Below are 19212 nucleotides of genomic sequence, written 5' to 3' on the forward strand. Positions count from 1 at the left end.
CACTGCGACGACCGTCAGGCCGCGCGCGCAGTTCACTCTTCGGTGGCGTCCTGCGCGGCCGCGGTGCGGCGCGTGCCACGGGTGCTGGCGGCGCTGCGGCGCGCACCGACATTGCCGCGCTTGTTGGCCGCTTCGATGCGCTGGGCATTGCCTTCGATCGGCGCACCCTTGTCGCGCTGGCGCTTGCGGTAGATGGCGTAACCCAGCAGGCCCACGCCCACCGCGGCGGCGGCGATTGCCACGGCCGGGTTGCGGCGCACTGCAGTGCGCGCGACCTTGGTGCCGGTCTTCACCGCACCCAGCGCAGCGCCCGCCTTGAGCGCACCCACCGCCTTGCCCGACTGCAGCCACTTGTTCGCCTGCGGGCCGAAGTGCTTGAGGCTGTCGCCGGCGTGGCTGGCGAGATCCAGGGCGCGGTCGGTGATGATGGTCAGCTTGCTCATGGGCGTCCCCTACTGGCAGGAATGAAGGGCTGCAGTGTCGCCCGCATTCCGTATACGGGGCGTTAGCGCAGCGCCGTGGATTCGTCTGCCCGCTGAATGCGGTGCGCCTGACCCGCTAGGTGCCGCGCGGCTTGGCGCGGTGGCTGGCGGTGGCGGTCCACGGGTCGTCCGGCCACGGGTGGCGCGGGTAGCGACCCTTCATTTCCTTCTTCACTTCCGGATAGGTGCTGGACCAGAAATTGCGCAGGTCCTGGGTGACCTGCAGCGGCCGCCCGCCGGGCGAGAGCAGGTGCAGCAGCAACGGCACGCGGCCGTCGGCGATGCGCGGGGTGTCGGCCAGGCCGAACAGTTCCTGCAGCTTGACCGCCAGCACCGGCGGCTGCGGCTGCCCGGCATGGTCCAGGCTGTAGTCGATGCGCCGTTCCATGCCCGAGGGCACCGCGATGCGCACCGGGGCATGGCGGTCGATGGCCTGGCGCCGGTCCCACGGCAGCCGTGCCTTCAGTGCCTCGCCCAGTTCGTCCTCGCTCAGCGCGTCGAGCCGGGTCTTGCCGGCGAAGGCCGGACGCAGCCAGTCGTCGAGGCTGTCCAGCAACGCGGCATCGCCCAGGTCCGGCAGGTCCAGTTCCGGCATCCACTGGCGCAGCCCGGCCACCCGCGCGCGCCACTGCGTCAGACCCTCGCTCCAGGGCAGCGCCTGCAGTCCCAGCTCGCGCACCGCCTCGGTCAGCGCCGCGGCCGCCTGTGCCGGTGCTACGCGGCCGGCGGGGCGACTGTCGAGCACGATGCGGTCGAAGCGGGTCTCGCGCAGCGCACTCAGTGCGCGCCGCTCGGCATCCCAGCGCACCACGTCCTCCTGCGCGAAGCGCTGCGGGAACTGCGCGCGCAGGTAGCGCTCGTCCACCGGCGCGGCGCGCAGCAGCAGCGCGTCCTTGGCCTCGTGGCGCAGCTCGGTGACGACCAGCCACGGTTCGCCGCGCAGGTCGCTGTTGTCGAACAGGCGCGCGCTGCGGCCGTTGGACAGCAGGTAGCGCAGCGGATCGCTGGGATGGCGGGTGCCGATGCGGTCGGGAAAGGCGTGCGCCAGCAGATCGCCGAGTTCGTGCGCCTCCACGCTGTCCGGCGCGGCGGCGTCGCTGCGCAGGCGCCGCCGCCACTGCTTGGCCGCCGCGTCGATCGCCGCCAGCGCGCCGCGGTTGGCGTCGTGCGGCACGCGGCCGCGGCGGAACGCGGCCAGGGCGCGCCAGCGCGCGGCCAGTGCGTCGCCGCCCTGGCGCAGCGGATCGCGCGCTTCGATCAGCGCGGCGAGGTCGCAGGCCAGCGCCTGCGCGCGCGCATTGCCCGCGGCCAGCAGCATCGCCGCCAGACGCGGATGCGTGCCCAGCGCGAGCATGCGTCGGCCACTGGCGGTGATAGTCCCGTTCGCGCCGAGTGCGCCCAGCCGCTGCAGCAACTCGCGGGCGGCGGCCAGCGCGCCGGGCGGCGGCGGATCGACGAAGCGCAGCCCATCGCTGCCCCAAGCGGCCAGTTCCAGCGCCAGCCCGGCCAGTTCCACCTGCAGGATCTCGGCGCGGCGTTGCGCCTCCAGGCGCTGCGACTGCGGCCACAGTCGGTAGGCCCAGCCGCTGGCGACGCGGCCGGCGCGGCCGGCGCGCTGGTCGGCCGAGGCCTGCGCGATGGCGGCCACGTCCAGTCGCGAGAAGCCGCTGTTGGGATCGTAGTGCGGCTCGCGCGCCAGCCCGGCGTCGATCACCACGCGCACCCCGGGCAGCGTCACCGAAGACTCGGCGACGTTGGTCGCCAGCACCACGCGCCGCCGCCCCTGCGGATCGGGCTGCAACACCTTGGTCTGCTGCTCCACCGGCAACTCGCCGTGCAGCGGCAAGACCTCGACCCCGCTCCCTTCTCCCTGCGGGAGAAGGTGGCGCGCAGCGCCGGATGAGGGTGCGCCAGAGGCGGTGCCGGCTGGGGTAGCGACGGGGTCTGTGCCCGCCGAAGTTACGCGCGGGCTTATATCCGCACCACCCCCAACCCCCGCCGCCTCCAGCGCCGCCTGCACCCGCCCGATCTCGCGCTGCCCGGGCAGGAACACCAGCACATCGCCCGGATGCTGCTGCAGCGCATGCTCCACCGCACGCCGGGCCTGCGCTTCCAGCGATTCCTCGCGTCGCGCCGGGAAGTGCGCGATTTCCACCGGGAAGCTGCGCCCGGCGCTGGACAGTCGCGGGGCGTCGAGGAACTGCGCCAGGCGCTCGCCGTCCAGGGTGGCCGACATCACCACGATGCGCAGGTCCTCGCGCACCTGCGCCTGCACGTCCAGGGCCAGCGCCAGGCCCAGGTCCGCGGCCAGGTGGCGCTCGTGGAACTCGTCGAACAGCAACGCGCCGACCCCGTCGAGCATCGGGTCGTCCTGCAGCATGCGGGTCAGGATGCCCTCGGTGACCACCTCGATGCGGGTGCGTGCGGACACCTTGTTCTCGAAGCGGATGCGGTAGCCCACCGTCTCACCCGGCGCTTCGCCGCGCTGCCGGGCCATGAAGGTGGCGGCACTGCGCGCGGCGACCCGGCGCGGTTCCAGCATCACGATGCGCCGGCCCTGCAGCCAGGGCGCGTCGAGCAGCGCCGGCGGCACCTGGGTGGTCTTGCCGGCGCCGGGCGGGGCTTCCAGCACCAGGCGCGGATGGGCGGCGAGGCTGTCGCGGAGTTGCGGCAGCAGTGGATCGATCGGAAACACGGCGGACGTCATCGGCAAAGGATACGTGGCCGCCGCGCCGCCGTGGAGCGGCGGCAGGCGCGTGGCCCGTACAATTGGCTGCTGTCCCGGCTGATTCCCGCGCAACCGCATGACCCTGATCGACATCGGCGCCAACCTCACCCACGAGTCCTTCGATCGCGACCGCGACGCGGTGCTGCAGCGCGCCCGCGCCGCCGGCGTCGCGCAGTTGGTGGTCACCGGCGCCAGCCGCGAGCACTCGCCGCTGGCGCTGCAACTGGCGCAGCAGCATCCGGGCCTGCTGTACGCCACCGCCGGCGTGCATCCGCACCACGCGGTGGAATACACCGCCGAATGCGACGCCGAACTGCGCGCGCTGCATGCGCATGCCGAAGTGGTGGCGGTGGGCGAATGCGGCCTGGACTACTTCCGCGACTTCTCGCCACGGCCGGCGCAGCACCGCGCGTTCGAGCGGCAGCTGCAACTGGCGGTGGACACCGGCAAGCCGCTGTTCCTGCACCAGCGCGACGCCCATGCCGACTTCATGGCGCTGATGCGCCAGTTCGATGGCAAGCTCGGGCCGGCAGTGGTGCATTGCTTTACCGGCAGCCGCGAGGAACTGTTCGACTACCTGGACCGCGACTGGTACATCGGCATCACCGGCTGGCTGTGCGACGAGCGCCGCGGCGCGCACCTGCGCGAGCTGGTGAAGCACATCCCCGCCGAGCGGCTGATGATCGAGACCGATGCACCGTACCTGCTGCCGCGCACGCTCAAGCCGACGCCGAAGGACCGCCGCAACGAACCGGCGTTCCTGGCGCACATCGTCGAGGAACTGGCACGCGACCGTGGCGAAGACGTGGCGACGGTCGCCGCCGCCAGCACCGCCGCCGCGCGGACGTTTTTCCGTTTGCCGATGCCGGGCTGAGTACGTTGGCGCGGCGGGTTTCGTGTTTGGGGATTCGTGATTGGGGATTGGGGATTCGTAAAGGCGCGCTTGGCTGTACGCGTCTTTTGTAGGAGCGGCTTCAGCCGCGACCAGTCAACCGGTCGCGGCCGATGGTGCGGTGGCCATGCCGATCCTCTGCGCGACCGTGCTGGCCGATGCGCCGGTGGAGATCCTGGAGGGCGTGGGTTGGCGTCTTCTTGTGGAAGGGACTTCAGTCCCGACGCCTGACGGTGTCAGTCGGCGTTGGGCTTCATCCGTCGCGGCTGAAGCCGCTCCTACGTGGGCAACGTGAGTCGGCCTGCCCGGGTGGTGCCCACCCGCCTCAATCGACCTGCGCGTCCTCGCGCTTGGCTTCGGCCATGGCTTCCGGCTCCAGTTCCTCGGCACTGCGGTTGAGCTTGACGAACACGCCCCAGGCGACCAGCAGCAGCGCCGCGCACAGGCCCACGGCAGATGCGTAGGGCAGCTTGGACGGATCGTCGTGCATCAGTTCGAAGATCGACACCAGGGTCTCGATCGCCAGGGCGATGACGATGACCACGAAGAACCGCGACAGGTAGCGACGCACCCGGGTCGGTCCACTGACCTTGACGTCGCGCTGCACCTCTTCCTCGTAGATGGTCTGGCCCAGTTCCAGGGTCACCAGCGCCACGGTGAGCAGGCCGATCGCTTCCAGCACCACGTTGAAGCGGTCGCGCACCACCAGCTCGCCGCCCGGCGTCAGGCCGTGCCATAGCTCGAGCACGGCCATGCAGATCAGTCCGGCTGCGCACAGCAGGAACAGCAGGATGATGAGGAAATGCCCGCCGCGGAACAGTTTTTCCATGCGCGTGACCGTCGCTCGCCCCCTGTGTGGTGGGCGAGCATAGGCGCCAGGCGCGTCAGCGGCGCGCGAAGATGCAGCGCCGCCCTCGGGACGGCGCGGGTACGGCATTGCCCGGAGCACCGTGGCTGGCGTGCGCAGGGCAGGAGCGCGTTGCGCGCAGCACCGGCGTCCCGCGGCAAACCTCAGCGCGCGGGCAGACCGGCCTGGTAGGCCTGCAGGTGGCAGTACGCGGCCATCAGCAGCGGTGCTTCATGCCCGGCGGTACGGGCGCGGACCAGCATGTCGCCGACGATCTGCTGCGCCTCCACCTGCTGCCCGGCTTCCAGGTCGCGCAGCATCGACGCCTTCATCGGCGAACCTGGCTGGGTCAGCAGCTGCAGCGCGCTGGCTTGCGCCGCCTCCGGCACCGGTTCGCCGGCCGCCGCGGCCACCGCCGTGCATTCGGCATACAGGCCGCGCACCAGCGTCACCCCATCGTCGCTGGCGACGATGCGCCCGATCGGCGCACGCATCAGGCAGGTGGCCGCAGCCAGTGCGGTGAGGAAGGTGTACTTGATCCATTGCTCCTGCGCGATCCGCGGCGTGGCCAGATGGTCCACGTCGGCTTGCGCGCAGGCCTCGGCCAGGGCGCGCACGCGCGCGCTGTCGGCGCCGCGGCCGTCGCGCTCGCCGAAGGTCAGCGAGGCCGGCTTGGCCAGGTGCTGGATCGCGCCGTCGGCATCCAGCACCGCGCTGATGAAGCACAGCCCGCCGACGATCCGCTCCGCACCGAAGCGCGCATCCAGCGCCGGATAGTGGCGCAGGCCATTGAGGATCGGCAGCACGCTGGTGCCCTCGTGGACCGCCGGTGCCACCGCCTCCAGCGCGCTCTGCAGGTCGTAGGCCTTGCAACTGAGCAACACCAGATCGAACGGCCGCGCCTGCGCGGCGCCGGGCAGCGTGTCGGCGGTGAGCGTGCTCACCGCGATCGCCGCGTCGCCGCGCGGGCTGCGGATGCGCAGGCCGTCGCGCTGCAGGCGTGCGGCCCGCGGCGGCCGCACCAGGAAGCTGACATCGACGCCGGCCTGGGCCAGGCGTCCACCGAAGTAACCGCCGGTTGCGCCGGCGCCGAGAATCAGGATACGCATGAGACGTGGATCGCCATGGAGTGGGAGGCGTCCGACTGCGGGAACGCATGCCGGCAAACGAGCGCGCGTGCGGTCCTGTCGACGATGCGGCGCAATCGGTCATGCCGTTGCGCCGCACCACGACCCGCTCGCATCAGGGTGACCGCATGCAGCGGTACCCGGTGCGGCTCAGCTCTTCTTCACCAGCTCGACGCGACGGTTCTGCGACTTGCCTTGCTCGGTCGCATTGTCTGCCACCGGGTCGGCATCGCCGAAGCCGGCCGCGGTCAGGCGCGACGCGTCGATACCCTGCGCGACGAGCGCGGCGACCACCGCCTTGGCGCGTCCTTCCGACAGCGTCTTGTTGTGCGCGGCATCGCCGGTGCCGTCGGTATAGCCGTTGACGGCCAGCTTCAGCGCGGCGTCCTGCTTGAGCAACTGCACGACCTGCGCGATCTGCGGCTGCGAGTCGGGCAGGATGTCGGTCTTGTCGGTGGCGAAGTTGACGTGCAAGGCCACCTTGCCGGTCTTGTCGATCTGCGTCTTCAGTTCGCTGGCCGGCAGCAGGCTGGCGGTGACCTGCAGCGGCTTGGTCTCGGCGATCAGCAGGCCGCCGCCGAACTGGTAGCTGCACAGGTGGATCCAGATGTCGCGGTCGGCGCGATGCACCACGAAGACCTGCGCCGGATTGTTCCAGATGTCGCCAAGGCCGCTGTTGTACTTGGTGGCGAAATCGCGCGGCCACTCCTTGATCTTCTGCGTCGCCGCCTCGGGAATCCGGCCGTCGAAGATCTTCTTGCCGCCGAGTGCGGTCACCACGGCCTCGATGTTGCGGGACAGTTCCAGGTCGGAGAAGGTCTTGCCTTGCGCCGCATCGATGTGCGCCGACCAGACCTTGCCCTCGACCGGCTGCAGCCGATCGCCGGTCCAGAACGGCACCTGGTCGAAGTCCGCGACGTCCGGCGTGCTGCCGGTGACGTAGCCGGTGGGCAGTGCGATGTACGGGAAATCTCCCAGTGCGACGTCGGACACCGGCAAGCTGGCCGGATCGAATGCCGTGCTGGCGGTAGCGTGCTGCGTGGACGCGTCCTGCGTGGCGTTGGCGGTTGCCGCGGGGGGCGCCGCCTGATCGTCGGGATGCGCGGGCTGCTCATGCTTCTTGCAGGCGCTCAGGCTTGCGATGGCGGCCAGGGCCAACGTCGCCGCTACTGCTCTTTTCACGGAGATACTCCTTGTCGGGGGACGAACCAATCTAGTGTAACGGCGCGATCGGCCGATCTTGCTGCAGAACCATGAATCCGCGTCGACCGGGAGTGGGCGACGTGCGCATGGATTGCAGGTGACGCGGGATCAGTGCGCGAGGTCGGGCGGCTGGAACAAGGCATCCGGCTGCGGGCCATAGTCGACGCGTTGGATGTCCCAGTGCTGTTGCTGTTCCAGTCCGGTCTTGCCGCGATAGGCGAGCACCAGGCCAGTCTCGCGGTCCAGCCACATCGTGCCTTGCCGGGTTCTGCCCGGCCCATCCGGATTGGGCAGGCGGTACCGCCATTGCACCGCGTCGCGGCCGGCGCGCAGGCCGCTGTCGCCACGCTGGCAGTCGGCGAACATGCCAAGTCCCGCGCAGGGTTGCTCTGGATCGAAGCGTAGCGGCCAGCGCATGCCGGGAACGGGCATGGCACCCCCTTGCTGGCCAACGATCCAGCCGGTGGGCGCACCCTTTGCCAGGATCAGCGCATACGACCGACCGCTGGCGTCCTGGAACTGGATCCGCAACGCGTCGTCGCGAAAGAACACCGTCGCCGGCTGCACCGCACCGCGCGGCTGGATCCGGCTCAGGCCGCCAAGTTCGTTGGTGCTGACCTGCGCCACGCCGGAGAACGCGGCGTCCTCGGCGCACGCCGAGCCGACAACGCTCTGGCACAGCAGCGCAACGCACGCCAGTAGCGCGAGACGGGGCATCACTTGTCGAGGTTGCCTTGCGTATAGATCGGCGACTGCATGCGCACGATCGCATAGCTCTCGATGGGCAGGCGCCCGGTGAGCGGCTGCAGGGGAGAGGCTTCGAACGTACCTGCTTTCAGGTACTGCGATTTCCCGCCCAGCACCCAGCCGACGAAGGGGACCACCAGTGGCGCGTCGTAGACCACCTTGATCTTGAGGATGTTGGCGTCCTGCACATTGACGCCGCTGCTGCCGATCGCATCGCTGCGATAGGCGAGCGTGTCGTTCGGCAATGCGTACTGGCCGTTGTACTGACGTTCGCGGAAGTTGCTCCACGCGGCCCGCGTGGGATTGATCACGGTGATGCGGCCGTGCAAGGTGAGATCGGCGAATGCCTTGGCGTATGCCACTTCGAGCGCAGCCTGGCCGGTGTCGTGTGCGTACAGCGGCATCATGCCCTTGGCGAAGCCCTTGCGCATCTCCATGCGGTCCACTCCGCTCACTGCACCCGCGCGCGCCGCCATCAGCGCGGCGTAATCGAGCGTGGATTTCATGCGGTACAGCAGCACTGCCTGGATGACGGCGAGCAACAGGAACAGCAGCACCGGCGTGATGATCACCAGTTCCACCATGGATTGACCGCGCATCGACGCGCGGCTGCGGAGGGTGCGGACGCGTGCTTTCATGAGCGAGCTCCCGGAGAGGAAGGCGCCGGCGCGGTGGCGCGCCAGTGCCAGTGTTCGCCGCGTTGCGGTTGCAGGCGGCCCAGCGCACCGCCATGGAACTCGATGGTGGTCGCGGCACGGCGGCACATCGCCGTGCGATACGGCCTGAGGTTCTCGCGCCACTCCAGCACCACATCGTCGCGGCCCAGGAACACCAGATCCAGCGGGTAGCCCATGCCGATGGTATGCACGCTGGCGCAGGGGCGGATCAGCAAGGCCTCCGAGCCATCCGTGGCCAGTGCCGGGCGCGCCAGCAGGCCACGCGCACGCGACCACCAGGTATCGGCCGCCCACACCTGCGGGATCGGGGCGCCGGCGCTGCGCTCGATGCATCCACGCTTCACAGGATCCCCTCCTGCAGCATCTTCAAGTAGATGAAGTAAGCGAGAAACAGGAAGATCAGCGGGAAGAAGAACATCACCAGCGGCAGCATCATCTTCACCGGTGCTTCCAGCGCCAGCTTCTCGGCGCGCAGGAAGCGTTCCTCGCGGCGCTGGTTGGCCTGCGCGCGCAAGGTGTCGCTGAGATTGGCGCCGACCTTGTCGGCCTGGATCAGCGCACTGGTGAAGCTGGTGATCTGCGCGATGTCCATGCGCTCGGCCATGCGCCGCAGCGCCTCGGCGCGGGGCAGGCCGGCGCGCAGATCGCGCAGCATGCGCGAGAACTCCTGCGACAGCGCGCCGGCCGGTCCCTTGGCGACCGCCTGCTCGATGCCGCCGGTGACGTTCAGGCCGGCCTCGACGGACATGGTGATGAAGTCCAGATAGACCGGCAGGTCGCGCACCACGGTCTTCTGCCGCGCCTTGCGCCGCTCGCCCAGCCATAGTGCGGGATACAGCCAGCCCAGCACGCCGCCGAATAGCAGGCACATCAGGCCCGAACCGATGCCCAGGTGGCCGAGCATGCCGGTGCACAGCAGGAAGAAGGCGATCACCACCAGCGCGCTGGCCATGCGCAGGCCGTAGAACTCTTCCGGCGTCAGCGTGTAGTCCTGGCCGGCGGCCTGCAACTGGCGGTGGGTCTGTTCCAGTTGCGCCACGCTCAGGCGCGGCGCGATGCGCCGGGTCAGCACCGTCACCAGCGGCCACATCAGTTGCATCAGCCGCGGCAGCGGGTCGTAGTAGGTGCGGTCCTCCAGCTCGACTTCGCGGATCACCCCGCGCGTGCCGATGACCACCAGGGCGACGGCGCCGGCAGCCAGAAGAGCGACGAGGGCGAGCATCCAGGTCATACGTCGATCGTCATGATCTTCTTGCAGAGACGGTAGCCAAGGTATTCCATGACCAGGCAGATGGTGATCACCACCCAGCCGTGCCAGCTATGGAACATCGGCTGCATGGTTTCGCTGTACATCACGCTGAGGTAGCCGATCAGGAACACCGGCAGCATCGCCATGACGATGCCCTGCAGGCGGCCCTGCGCGGTCAGCGACTTCACCTTCTTCTCCATGGTCAGGCGTCGGCGCAGCGTCTCTGCCAGGGTCGCCAGGGTCTCGGCCAGATTGCCGCCGACCTCACGCGAAATATTCACCGCCGAGACGAACAGCTCCGCATCGGTGATGGGCACGCGCTTGCTGAAGTTCTCCATCGCCTCTTCGGCGCGCAGCCCCATGTGTTGTTCGCGCAGCACCAGCGCCAGTTCCTGCGCCAGCGGCGGTTGGCCGTCGTGGACCAGCACTTCCATCGCCGGCGCAAAGCCGACGCCGGCGCGCAGGCTGCTGGATAGCATCTGCAGCGCGTCGGGAAGCTGCTCCTGGATCTTCTCCAGCCGACGCTTGCGCAGGAACGCGTAGACCTTGCGCGGGGCGAAGATCAGGAAGATACCGATCAGCACCGCGATGACCAGGCTGCCGGTCAGCATCCACACCAACAGCGGGATGACCACCATCACCACGGCACTGATCATGTAGACCTGTGCCGGATCCAGGAACAGGAACATGTCCGCCAGGTTCATGCGGGCCTGGTCCATGAAGCTTTCGCGGTAGCGCTTCAGGAACTGCTCGCTGGAGCGCGCGATCAGCAGGATGGCCATCGCGGTTCCGGCAAACACCAGCAGGGCGATCAGCCACAGGCCCATCAGCGCGCGCCTCCCTGGTTGCGGAAGATGCCCAGATCCACCGACACGCCGCGCTCGGCGAGCTCTTCGTAGAACTCGGGTACCGCGCCAGTCGCCACGAAGTTGCCAGCGACCTTGCCGTCGGGGCCATGGTAGGTGGTGGGCTTGAACAGGAACAGGTCCTGCATCTGGATGGTGCCGCTTTCGATGCCGGTGATCTCGGTGATGTGGCTGACCTTGCGCGAGCCGCAGGGATAGCGGCGCTGGTGCACGATCAGGTTGACCGCCGACGCGATCTGCTCGCGCACGACCGTCATCGGCAGCTCCATGCCGGCCATCATCACCATCACCTCCAGGCGCGAGAGCGTCTCGCGCGGGTTATTGGCGTGCGCGGTGGTCAGCGAGCCTTCGTGGCCGGTGTTCATCGCCTGCAGCATGTCCAGACATTCGCCGCCGCGGCATTCGCCGACCACGATGCGGTCCGGGCGCATGCGCAGCGCGTTCTTGACCAGGTCGCGGATGGTGATCTGGCCCTTGCCTTCCATGTTGGGCGGGCGGGCTTCCAGCGCCACCAGGTTGGGTTGGACCAGTTTCAGTTCCGCTGCATCCTCGATGGTGACCACGCGGTCGCCGTCCGGGATGAAGTTGGACAGGATGTTCAGCAGGGTGGTCTTGCCCGAGCCGGTACCGCCGGACACCACGATGTTGCGGCGCTCGCGCACGGCCATGATCAGGAAGTCCAGCATCGGCTGGTTCAACGAGCCGAATTTGAGCAGGTCCTCGCCCATCAGCCGGCGCGTGGCGAACTTGCGGATGCTGATGCTCGGTCCGCGCAAGGCCACCGGCGGGATCACCGCGTTGACGCGGGAGCCGTCCTTCAGGCGCGCATCGACCAGCGGCGAACTTTCGTCGATACGCCGCCCCAGGGGCGTAACGATGCGTTCGATCGCGGCCAGGCAGGCACGTTCGTTGGAGAACACCACCTCGGACTTCTGGATGCGCCCGGCACGCTCGATGAAGATGTCGTCGTGCGAGTTGACCATGATTTCGGTGACGGTCGGATCGTCGATCAGGTCTTCCAGCGGCCCCAGTCCGATCGCCTCGTCCAGTACCTGCTTGGCCAGCCTGCGCGGGCTGATGTCCGCCGGCAGATCGCTGAACTCGCGCTTGAGGATGTCGTCGATCAGGTTGATGGTGCTGTCGCGCAGCGCGCTGTCGTCCATGCTGCGTACGTCCATGCGCCGCAGGTCCATCTGCCGCACCAGCGCCATATGCAGCTTGGTGCGCCAGGTGGCGATGTCCGACGGCGGCGGGCCAGCCACCACCATGTCTGTCGCGGCGGGCGCCGCCGCCTGGCGGTCGGGCGTGGCCTCGGTGGTTGCCGCGGGCGCGTCCGTGGCCCTGACCGCCGCGCCGTCGTTGGCGGCAGGCGTCTGCCGGACGATGCGTGCATCGTCGCCGCTGACCTTCAGCATGTACTGGCCGATGCGGATCTCGTCCTTGCCGTCGATCGGCCCCTGCTTGGCCAGCACCACCTTGCCGTTGAGCGTGATCGGCTCGCGCCCGCCCAGGGGCAGGATGAAGACGCCGTCGTCCTCGCGCAGCAGGGTGGCGTGCTTGCCGGCGATGTTCCAGCCCTGCAGCATCACCAGGTTGGCATCGGCGCGGCCGATGCCGCACTCGCGGTGCATGCACTTGACCTGGCGCGTGTCGCCTCCTGGCGTATTGATCAGCACTGTGAACATGGCGGTGAACCTTGCGCTTCGTGGGGTGGATTACTTGATCAACTTGTCTTGGCGGGGGCTGATTTCGTCCTGCAACTCCTTCTCGATCCCCTGGGCGCGCTGCAGATCCTGCAGGTTCTCCGGCGAGGTCGGGCTGACGATGCGCGGGGTCACGAAGATCACCAGTTCGGTCTTGTTGCCGCGGAAGCCGTCGGAGCGGAACAGCTTGCCCAGGATCGGGATGTCGCCCAGCAGCGGCAGCTTGTCCACGGCCTTGGATGCCTCCCGATCGAGCAGCCCGGAGATGACGATGGTCTGGCCGGCATTGACGTTCAGTTCGGTCTCGACGCGGCGCGTCAGGAAGCCGGGCACACCCTGCACCGACACCGACGGATCGATCCGGCTGACCTCGGCCATGATCGAGGTATTCACCTGATTGGTCGAGTTGACCGAGGGGTTGATGTTCAGGCGGATGCCGTATTCCTTGTACTCGATCTGGGTCTGGCCGAGGATCGACGGCACCACGATCGGCACTTCGCCACCGACCAGGAAGGTCGCGTTGCTGCCGCTCTTGGCGCTCAGCTTGGGCTGCGCCAGCACCCAGGCCTTGCCGCGGCTCATCAGCAGGTTGATCTTCGAGGCGATCGTGGTGGCGATGCCGAAGTAACCCTGCGGCCCGGGCAGCTTGGTGGGCAGCTGATCCTTGATGTCCTGGAAGGTCTGGTTGTCCTGCGGCAGCACGCGGAAATAATTATTGGTGGTCACGTCGCGGATCAGGCCGCCGATCGGACCGTCGATGGTGCTGTCCCAGCGGATGCCCAGGTCCTCCACGGCGTTCTTGTTGAACTCCATGATCGACACGTCCATCTGCACCATCGGCCGCATGCCCACCGGGTCGGCGCCGGCGAAGTTCAGCACCTGCGGATAGATCTTCTGCAAGGCCTGGATCTTCGCCGTGGTGGCGGCATCCACGTCGTTGCCCGAGATCACCACATTGGAGCCGATGGCCCGCACGGTGACGCCCGGCGTATTGCCCAGCAGTTCGCGCACGGTCTCGGCCGCGCCTTCGGACTTGCTGCCACCGACCGTCACGTTGACGTCGCGCTGGCTGCCGTCGGCCATCCACAGATGGACGTTGGTCTCGCCGGGCTTGGTGCCGATCATGACCAGTTCGGACTTGCCGACCGAGAAGACGCTCAGGACCTCGCCGTCGCCGACCGCGATGCGGCGCAGCGTACCGGGGACCCGCCGCACCACGGCTTCGCCGGCGTAGATGCTTTGCGACGGCTGGATCAACGGGGCGACCGAGGGCTTCTTGTCGCCGGCCAACGCGACGCCGCCACCGCCCGACGAAGCGTTGCCGTTGCCCAGTTCCTGGATCTGCGATTCCACCGTCTGCTTGAGCTGGTCGACCTGGCGTCCTTGCGCCATCAGTCGCGCCTGTTCTGCCGACGGGGCATCCGCCGCCTGCCCGGTCGCCGGCGGCGCTGCTGGCGTGGTCGCCGGCGCGCGCGCGGCAGGCCGTGATGCCGCAGCAGTGGTGGCGGCCTGTTGTGCCGATGCGTTCCATCCCCCGATGCCCGCCAGCAGCAAGCCGGCCAACCATGGCGCCGATGTCCCAGCCTTGCTCCTGCGACGGCGTGTTGCTTGCGTCATGCTTAACCCTTTCCGCCAATGATGAACTCTACGCGGCTGCTTCCGCTGCCTGTGTTTGCCGGATCGCCCGATCCCAGCGATCGCAACAACTGACTCTCGCTCATGCCCGTCGCCGCGCCGGGCGAGGTGTCCTGCACTTCGCGCAGCAGCACGCGCACCGCGCCCACCTTGGAGGCGACGGCGAGCTGCTTGGCCTGATACTGGTCCAGCTCCAGGGTGACGCTGGAGAAGCCGGTGGACGTACTGGATTCCTCGCCTTCCTTCGGCGCCGTCTCGCCGATGCGGCTGCCGGCCGCCAGCACCTTGATCTTCTGCAGCAGCGGGAACACCTGCGCGCCCGATGCCTGGCTGCCTGCGGCGCCATTGCTGCCGGTGGAGGCGTCCTTGACGAAGAAGATGTCGATCAGGTCGCCCGGCGCGATCATGCCCGAGATCGAATTGTTCTCGTCCACGCTCATCGTGTAGGCGACCTTGCCCTTGGGAATCAACCGCGAGAACTGGTCGTACAGCGGAACCAGGGCGCTGGCGCTCAACGGCGCGCCGCCCCGTGCCGGTGCACGCAATATCCTGCCTTCGAACTGGGCGTGGTTGTCGGGCGTGACCGCGTCGGCCGGCGCGAACTCGGCCGGGATCGTGCGCAGGGCCAGATCGCTGCCCTGCAGGATGGCTCCCTGCGGCAGATCGTTTACCGGCACGGCGACGTCGACCATCGGCCGGTTGTCCTGGGTGCGTTCGGCGACGGTGGTGCGGATGTAGCTCACCGCGATGAAGGCGGCCAGGCCGGCCATGACCACCGCGACCAGGATGAAAAGGACGTTCTTGCTGAGTTTGGGTTTCTGCATTGAAGAGGCGCCGTCGGGCAGGTCATCGCGAGGGAAGAGGGATCACCCCACCAGCACGTCGGACGCCGAGATGGCGTAGACGAAGGCGGCATAGAGATCTTTCAGAGCTGTCACCACGTCGGTGATCACGTCGGGCTTGGCGATCAGCACGATCACCAGCGCCATCACCACCACGGTGTACTCGATCGTGGACTGGCCGCGCTGCAGGCGCTGGCAGGACAGGGCGTGCGCGTTCATTCGACCACCGCCACGATCACGGTGCCGGTCTGCCCGCGGCTCGAGGTCACGGTGACGCGATCGTCCTGCCGGATGAACCGGGAGACGCAGTGCGGACTGCTTGCGGTGCAGGTCGACGAGGAGTCGTCGCGCGCATAGCCTTGCCCGGCAAAGTAACGCGCGTAGTACTGCTGGTTCTGCAGCGGTGTGTAGCGGTTGAGCATGCTCAGCGTCCTGACATGACGCGGCGTGTCCATGTAGACGATGTCCTCGGCGACCTGTGTCTCGGGCAGCCGGCCGAAGCCCTTGCCGACGCCGTCGGCGGGAAGATCCTTCTTGGGAACTTCCATGATGCCGATCTGGCCCTGCGTGCGATTGGCATCGCCACTCAGTTCCACGGTGATGTAGTAGCCGTCCCTGGTCATGTGCCCAAGCACGGTCTTGTTGCCCATTGGCGTGGTCACGACGGCGTTGCCCCACTCCTTCCGATAGAACTGCTCGACCTGCTTCGGCGATTCGGCAACACGGAAGCGACTGGCCCGCATGGCGATGCCGTTGTAGAGCATGTGCTCGGACACGATCTCGCCCGAGGCCTGCTCGGGGACCGGGACTTCCGGCCAGTCCAGCGCATGCGCCTGCTGCGCCGCGACCGTCGACAAGAGCGCGCCAAGCCCGCCAGCGAGCATGCGGTGGGAAACGCGCGGACTCATGGCTTGCCCGGCTTGACCGGGTAGTTGGCGAGCTTGTCTGCAGGCACGACATCCGGCTCGATCGCGCCCAGCTCGAGATCGCCGAGAGAGCCGACCATGGGCAGGATCGGGGTCAAAGGCTTCAGCACGTCGAAGACCCCGTCCAGCCCCTCGAAGTAGGAGACCGGCGCCAGGGGACGCACCGTGGCGATCACACTACGCGCACCGCTGCGCGGACCGGAGGCATTCCAGGCATCGGTCAGCAGCGTCTGGTGACGCTTGTCGGCCAGATCGAGGTTGTCCAACGGCTCGAGAAAGTGCGCGGGTCGACCATCCGCGGTCTTCAGGTCGCGATAGTTCAACGTCACTTCCGCCGTGACATAGCCGCTCTTGTTGGGTGGGAAGGCATTGTCGAAATAGTTCTTCGGTAGCAACTGGGCCGCCTCGTCGACGTAGCCGGGAGAGCCCTTGTTCGCTGTACGCGTGATCGACAGGTCGCGTTTTTCCAGCAGCTTCTGGTTCGAGAAGGTATTGAGCATCTGATCGGCGAACGCACCGCTGCTGGCGCCGGATGTGCGGCTGGTGATCGGTGCGTCGGCGTCGGCAAAGTTGCGGTCGAGCGCCTTGCCTTGCAGCGCGGCGCGGCTGGCCGGCTGATAGTTCTTGGCCACGCTCGCTTCCCAGGCGGCGTTGCGTGCCGCTTGCATCGCCATCTGTTTGCCGTGCCCCAACTTGGCGACAACCGGGATCAGCAGGAACAGCGGCACCAGCACAGCGGCACAGACCGCCAGCTCCACCATCCCCTGTCCGCGCATCCTGCGCGCTGGTGCAAAGAGCGTCGTCTTCATGCCGTGTCCTCCTAGTTTTCTTCCTTCTCACCCGCCACGTTGGAAGGAACCAGACCGCTGCCGAGGCTGAACGACTTGACCTGCAGCACGCAGCCGTTGCCGCCCTGCAGCGGCTTGGCCTCCAGCGGAATGGCCTGCAGGTAGGCGCCGGCGCCATCGATCGTGCAGCCGGCCGCATCGCCTGGCGACTCGGAAAAGCCCCACTTGCTGCCGCCCGACCACATGCACACGTCCTGCTTGCCGTTCTCCCAGCGCGTGCAGGGCTGCCCCTTGACCTGGGCGTCGCCAGCGAGCTTCCAGCCGATGGCCTGGATGGTCTGCCGTTCCTGCGTGCGCGTGCTGCTGTCGATCGGCAGATACATGCCGTTGGTGTCCTGGATGGTGTCCTTGTCCGTGTGCTCCTCGAGCTTGACCATGCAGGCGCCCTGCGCGCTGTCGCCATCGGCGCCGAGGGTCCAGCTGACCTGATGCGCGAACTGCCGATGCGCGTCGATCATGATCTCGACCTCGCCGGTTCCCAGCTTGGCTTCGTCCTGCGGCGAAAGCGCACGCGTGGGCATGCCGGAGCCACGGCAGGCTTCCAGCTTCGCCTGGTAGTTCTTGCGCTCCAGGTTTTCGCCTCCCATGCGCGACTCCCAGGTCAGGACGACATGGAGGGCGGGCAGCGACTTGACCCCGCTTTCCGAGGAGGAATCCCCGCCGTTACCGCCCTCGGTCGCGTCGTGCGACTGGCAGCCGGCGGTGAACGCCAGCGAGGCCATGCAAGCAAGCGCCAGCGCGCGGGATCGGTTGGTCAATAACATCATGGAGCGGCCACCAGGAGTGTTCGGTCGGAAATGGGGGTTTGCACCAGGCGCGCCTGCCAATACGGACTGAACAGGCTGCCTTTTTCGAACTTGCTGTCGCCTCTGCCCCACACCGAGCGCCGGAAGGCGCTGAGTTCGTAGGGACGATTGAAGTAGACCTGCGCACTGGCCATCGCGCGCAATTGCTCGCCGCGCGCCTGATCCTTCAGCTGCATCCGTCCACTGCCGATCTTCAGCGCCGAGCTGGTGCGCGCCTTGTCGACCCGGGTGCCGACTTCGACGGTGTAGATCGGCCCGGCATTGGCGCCCTCGGGCTGCTGCGAGTAGGCGTCCTTGACGTCCCGATAGCGAGGGCTGATGCCGTAACGATAGCTGTTGATGAAAGCCTGGTTGCGTTTGAAGTCCGGGAGGACGGCTGGGTCGCCTTCGATGAATGCGCCGGCGATGTCGCTGCGCTTGGTGCCGTTGTAGGCCCGATAGGTGCGATTGTTTTCGTAGGGCGACTGCCATCCCCGCCCGTTGTTCATCCCGGGAAAGAAATTGGGTTTGCGATTGTTGACCGCCTGGGTGCCCGCCCAGCCGATCGGAATCTTGAGGGTGGTGACAAGCAGCGGAAGCTTGAGTTGGAAGGTGTCCACGGCCGACCACCGGTCGTACTCGACCATGTCGGTGCCGCCATTGTTGTTGAAGATGCCGAACGCCGTGCCGTCGCGTGCGCGCGTGAACGTATCGCGCGACGCCATCACCACATTGCGGTAGCGCTCGCCGCCCTTGTTGGTGCTGGTCAAGCCGCGGCGTTCGCCTGGGGTATAGCTTTCCAGCTGATTGCCTGCGGAAAGCACGTTCTTGGCCAGAACGCCTTTGCCGACCACGGTCAGATCGGCATCGGGCACATTGTCCTTGACGACCTTGCTGGCCATGGCGAAGACGTTGGCCTCCGACGTGAGGTCGCCCACCGCCGCCTCGGCGGCCAGCGCGTAGGGATGGTCGAGTGCTTGATCCAATATACCGATGGTGGTGTCCGCCGCCCGCAGAAAAGTTTGGCGAAATATCTTGAGCGTCCTGTTGATCACCGTCATCGCGCGATCGACGCCGATCAGGACTTGACCAAGGGCCGGCACCCAGAACAGCAAGACTTCCGCGACCTCTACGACCTTCTCGAAGTGCACCGACGATGAGTGCACCATGGTCAACCAGGAGTTCAGACTGACGATCTGCGCGACCGCCACCTCGTTGGCGACGCGTCCACGATTCAGATACGCCGCGAAATTGCGCGCGCGCGCCTGCTCGACGGCGATGCTGTACGCCGCGGCATCGGCGGCGTTGGTGAGTTCGACCTTCTTGCCGACCACCTGTCCGGTGTTGAAGGTCACCAGCAAGCCGACGCATAGCACCATCAGGAATACCAGCACCATCGGCATGGCCTGCCCCTGCATCCTGGAGCGGACACAGGTCGGCCCTGAGGCGACCGTCGTGGTCGAGGGATTGGCGGCGGCGATGATCACCATGCGGCTTCCTTCGGGCAACACCACGCCGAGGGCACGACGCGTGCGTCGGACCCGGCGGGTTCCATGGATTGGGAGCTAGCTAACGCGCAGAATTCCGGACAAGACGTCTGCCGACACGATCGACGGCAGGCCACCATCTGCCCGCCTCGGGGCAGATGGTGGCAA

General features: G+C 67.6%; 19 protein-coding genes. 1 reads left to right on the top strand and 18 read right to left on the bottom strand.

Going from position 1 to position 19212, the window contains the following annotated elements; genetic code table 11:
• Window positions 1-32 precede the first annotated feature (32 nt).
• Together AC1PK7_RS01475 and hrpB are read right to left on the bottom strand one after the other, a co-directional pair.
• Window positions 33-443: a hypothetical protein gene (locus tag AC1PK7_RS01475; protein ID WP_019800810.1), complete on the bottom strand. Its 411-nt coding sequence runs from the start codon at window positions 441-443 to the stop codon at window positions 33-35.
• 115 nt (window positions 444-558) lie between these two features.
• Complete coding sequence (hrpB, locus tag AC1PK7_RS01480; protein ID WP_481099627.1) at window positions 559-3189, bottom strand: ATP-dependent helicase HrpB; 2631 nt, start codon at window positions 3187-3189, stop codon at window positions 559-561.
• A 97-nt stretch (window positions 3190-3286) separates the two neighbouring features.
• On the opposite strand from hrpB, the gene AC1PK7_RS01485 reads away from it, so the two are divergent.
• A complete protein-coding gene (locus tag AC1PK7_RS01485) occupies window positions 3287-4084 on the top strand; it encodes a TatD family hydrolase (RefSeq protein ID WP_209245246.1) in 798 nt (265 codons plus the stop codon).
• Between the two features lie 343 nt (window positions 4085-4427).
• Here the strand turns inward: AC1PK7_RS01485 and AC1PK7_RS01490 are convergent, their stop codons facing one another.
• The 16 genes from AC1PK7_RS01490 to AC1PK7_RS01565 form a co-directional block, all read right to left on the bottom strand.
• Window positions 4428-4931 carry a hypothetical protein gene (locus AC1PK7_RS01490; protein ID WP_010340560.1) on the bottom strand — a complete coding sequence of 168 codons (504 nt, stop codon included), beginning with the start codon at window positions 4929-4931 and terminating at the stop codon, window positions 4428-4430.
• 182 nt (window positions 4932-5113) lie between these two features.
• Window positions 5114-6058 (bottom strand): 2-dehydropantoate 2-reductase, encoded by a 945-nt coding sequence (gene panE / locus AC1PK7_RS01495; protein ID WP_481099628.1) that lies wholly within the window; start codon window positions 6056-6058, stop codon window positions 5114-5116.
• Between the two features lie 168 nt (window positions 6059-6226).
• Window positions 6227-7258 (bottom strand): OmpA family protein, encoded by a 1032-nt coding sequence (locus AC1PK7_RS01500; protein ID WP_481099629.1) that lies wholly within the window; start codon window positions 7256-7258, stop codon window positions 6227-6229.
• Window positions 7259-7387: 129 nt separating this feature from the next.
• Window positions 7388-7906: a hypothetical protein gene (locus AC1PK7_RS01505; protein ID WP_481099630.1), complete on the bottom strand. Its 519-nt coding sequence runs from the start codon at window positions 7904-7906 to the stop codon at window positions 7388-7390.
• 89 nt (window positions 7907-7995) lie between these two features.
• Entirely contained in the window at window positions 7996-8664 is a 669-nt protein-coding gene (locus AC1PK7_RS01510; protein ID WP_481099631.1) for a TadE family protein, read from the bottom strand.
• On the bottom strand, window positions 8661-9047 hold the full coding sequence (locus tag AC1PK7_RS01515; RefSeq protein ID WP_481099632.1) for a DUF192 domain-containing protein: 387 nt from the start codon (window positions 9045-9047) through the stop codon (window positions 8661-8663). Before AC1PK7_RS01515 ends, AC1PK7_RS01510 begins: the two co-directional genes overlap by 4 nt.
• Window positions 9044-9934 (bottom strand): type II secretion system F family protein, encoded by an 891-nt coding sequence (locus tag AC1PK7_RS01520; protein WP_420008615.1) that lies wholly within the window; start codon window positions 9932-9934, stop codon window positions 9044-9046. Before AC1PK7_RS01520 ends, AC1PK7_RS01515 begins: the two co-directional genes overlap by 4 nt.
• Entirely contained in the window at window positions 9931-10779 is an 849-nt protein-coding gene (locus tag AC1PK7_RS01525; protein ID WP_010340553.1) for a type II secretion system F family protein, read from the bottom strand. The genes AC1PK7_RS01520 and AC1PK7_RS01525 overlap by 4 nt, the downstream gene beginning before the upstream one ends.
• Window positions 10779-12503 (bottom strand): TadA family conjugal transfer-associated ATPase, encoded by a 1725-nt coding sequence (locus AC1PK7_RS01530; protein ID WP_481099633.1) that lies wholly within the window; start codon window positions 12501-12503, stop codon window positions 10779-10781. The genes AC1PK7_RS01525 and AC1PK7_RS01530 overlap by 1 nt, the downstream gene beginning before the upstream one ends.
• A 30-nt stretch (window positions 12504-12533) precedes the next feature.
• Window positions 12534-13913 carry a type II and III secretion system protein family protein gene (locus AC1PK7_RS01535; protein WP_481099634.1) on the bottom strand — a complete coding sequence of 460 codons (1380 nt, stop codon included), beginning with the start codon at window positions 13911-13913 and terminating at the stop codon, window positions 12534-12536.
• Window positions 13914-14140: 227 nt separating this feature from the next.
• The gene (cpaB, locus tag AC1PK7_RS01540; RefSeq protein WP_010340550.1) at window positions 14141-14980 is read right to left on the bottom strand and encodes a Flp pilus assembly protein CpaB; all 840 of its coding nucleotides are present in this window, start codon (window positions 14978-14980) and stop codon (window positions 14141-14143) included.
• Between the two features lie 42 nt (window positions 14981-15022).
• On the bottom strand, window positions 15023-15217 hold the full coding sequence (locus AC1PK7_RS01545; RefSeq protein ID WP_010340549.1) for a hypothetical protein: 195 nt from the start codon (window positions 15215-15217) through the stop codon (window positions 15023-15025).
• On the bottom strand, window positions 15214-15906 hold the full coding sequence (locus AC1PK7_RS01550) for a hypothetical protein (protein WP_481099635.1): 693 nt from the start codon (window positions 15904-15906) through the stop codon (window positions 15214-15216). The genes AC1PK7_RS01545 and AC1PK7_RS01550 overlap by 4 nt, the downstream gene beginning before the upstream one ends.
• The gene (locus AC1PK7_RS01555; protein ID WP_481099636.1) at window positions 15903-16733 is read right to left on the bottom strand and encodes a TadE family protein; all 831 of its coding nucleotides are present in this window, start codon (window positions 16731-16733) and stop codon (window positions 15903-15905) included. Before AC1PK7_RS01555 ends, AC1PK7_RS01550 begins: the two co-directional genes overlap by 4 nt.
• A gap of 11 nt (window positions 16734-16744) precedes the next feature.
• Window positions 16745-17539: a hypothetical protein gene (locus AC1PK7_RS01560; protein ID WP_420008620.1), complete on the bottom strand. Its 795-nt coding sequence runs from the start codon at window positions 17537-17539 to the stop codon at window positions 16745-16747.
• Window positions 17536-19047 (bottom strand): pilus assembly protein TadG-related protein, encoded by a 1512-nt coding sequence (locus tag AC1PK7_RS01565; protein WP_481099637.1) that lies wholly within the window; start codon window positions 19045-19047, stop codon window positions 17536-17538. Before AC1PK7_RS01565 ends, AC1PK7_RS01560 begins: the two co-directional genes overlap by 4 nt.
• Window positions 19048-19212: the final 165 nt, after the last annotated feature.

This window comes from Xanthomonas sp. NCPPB 3174, assembly GCF_056725205.1.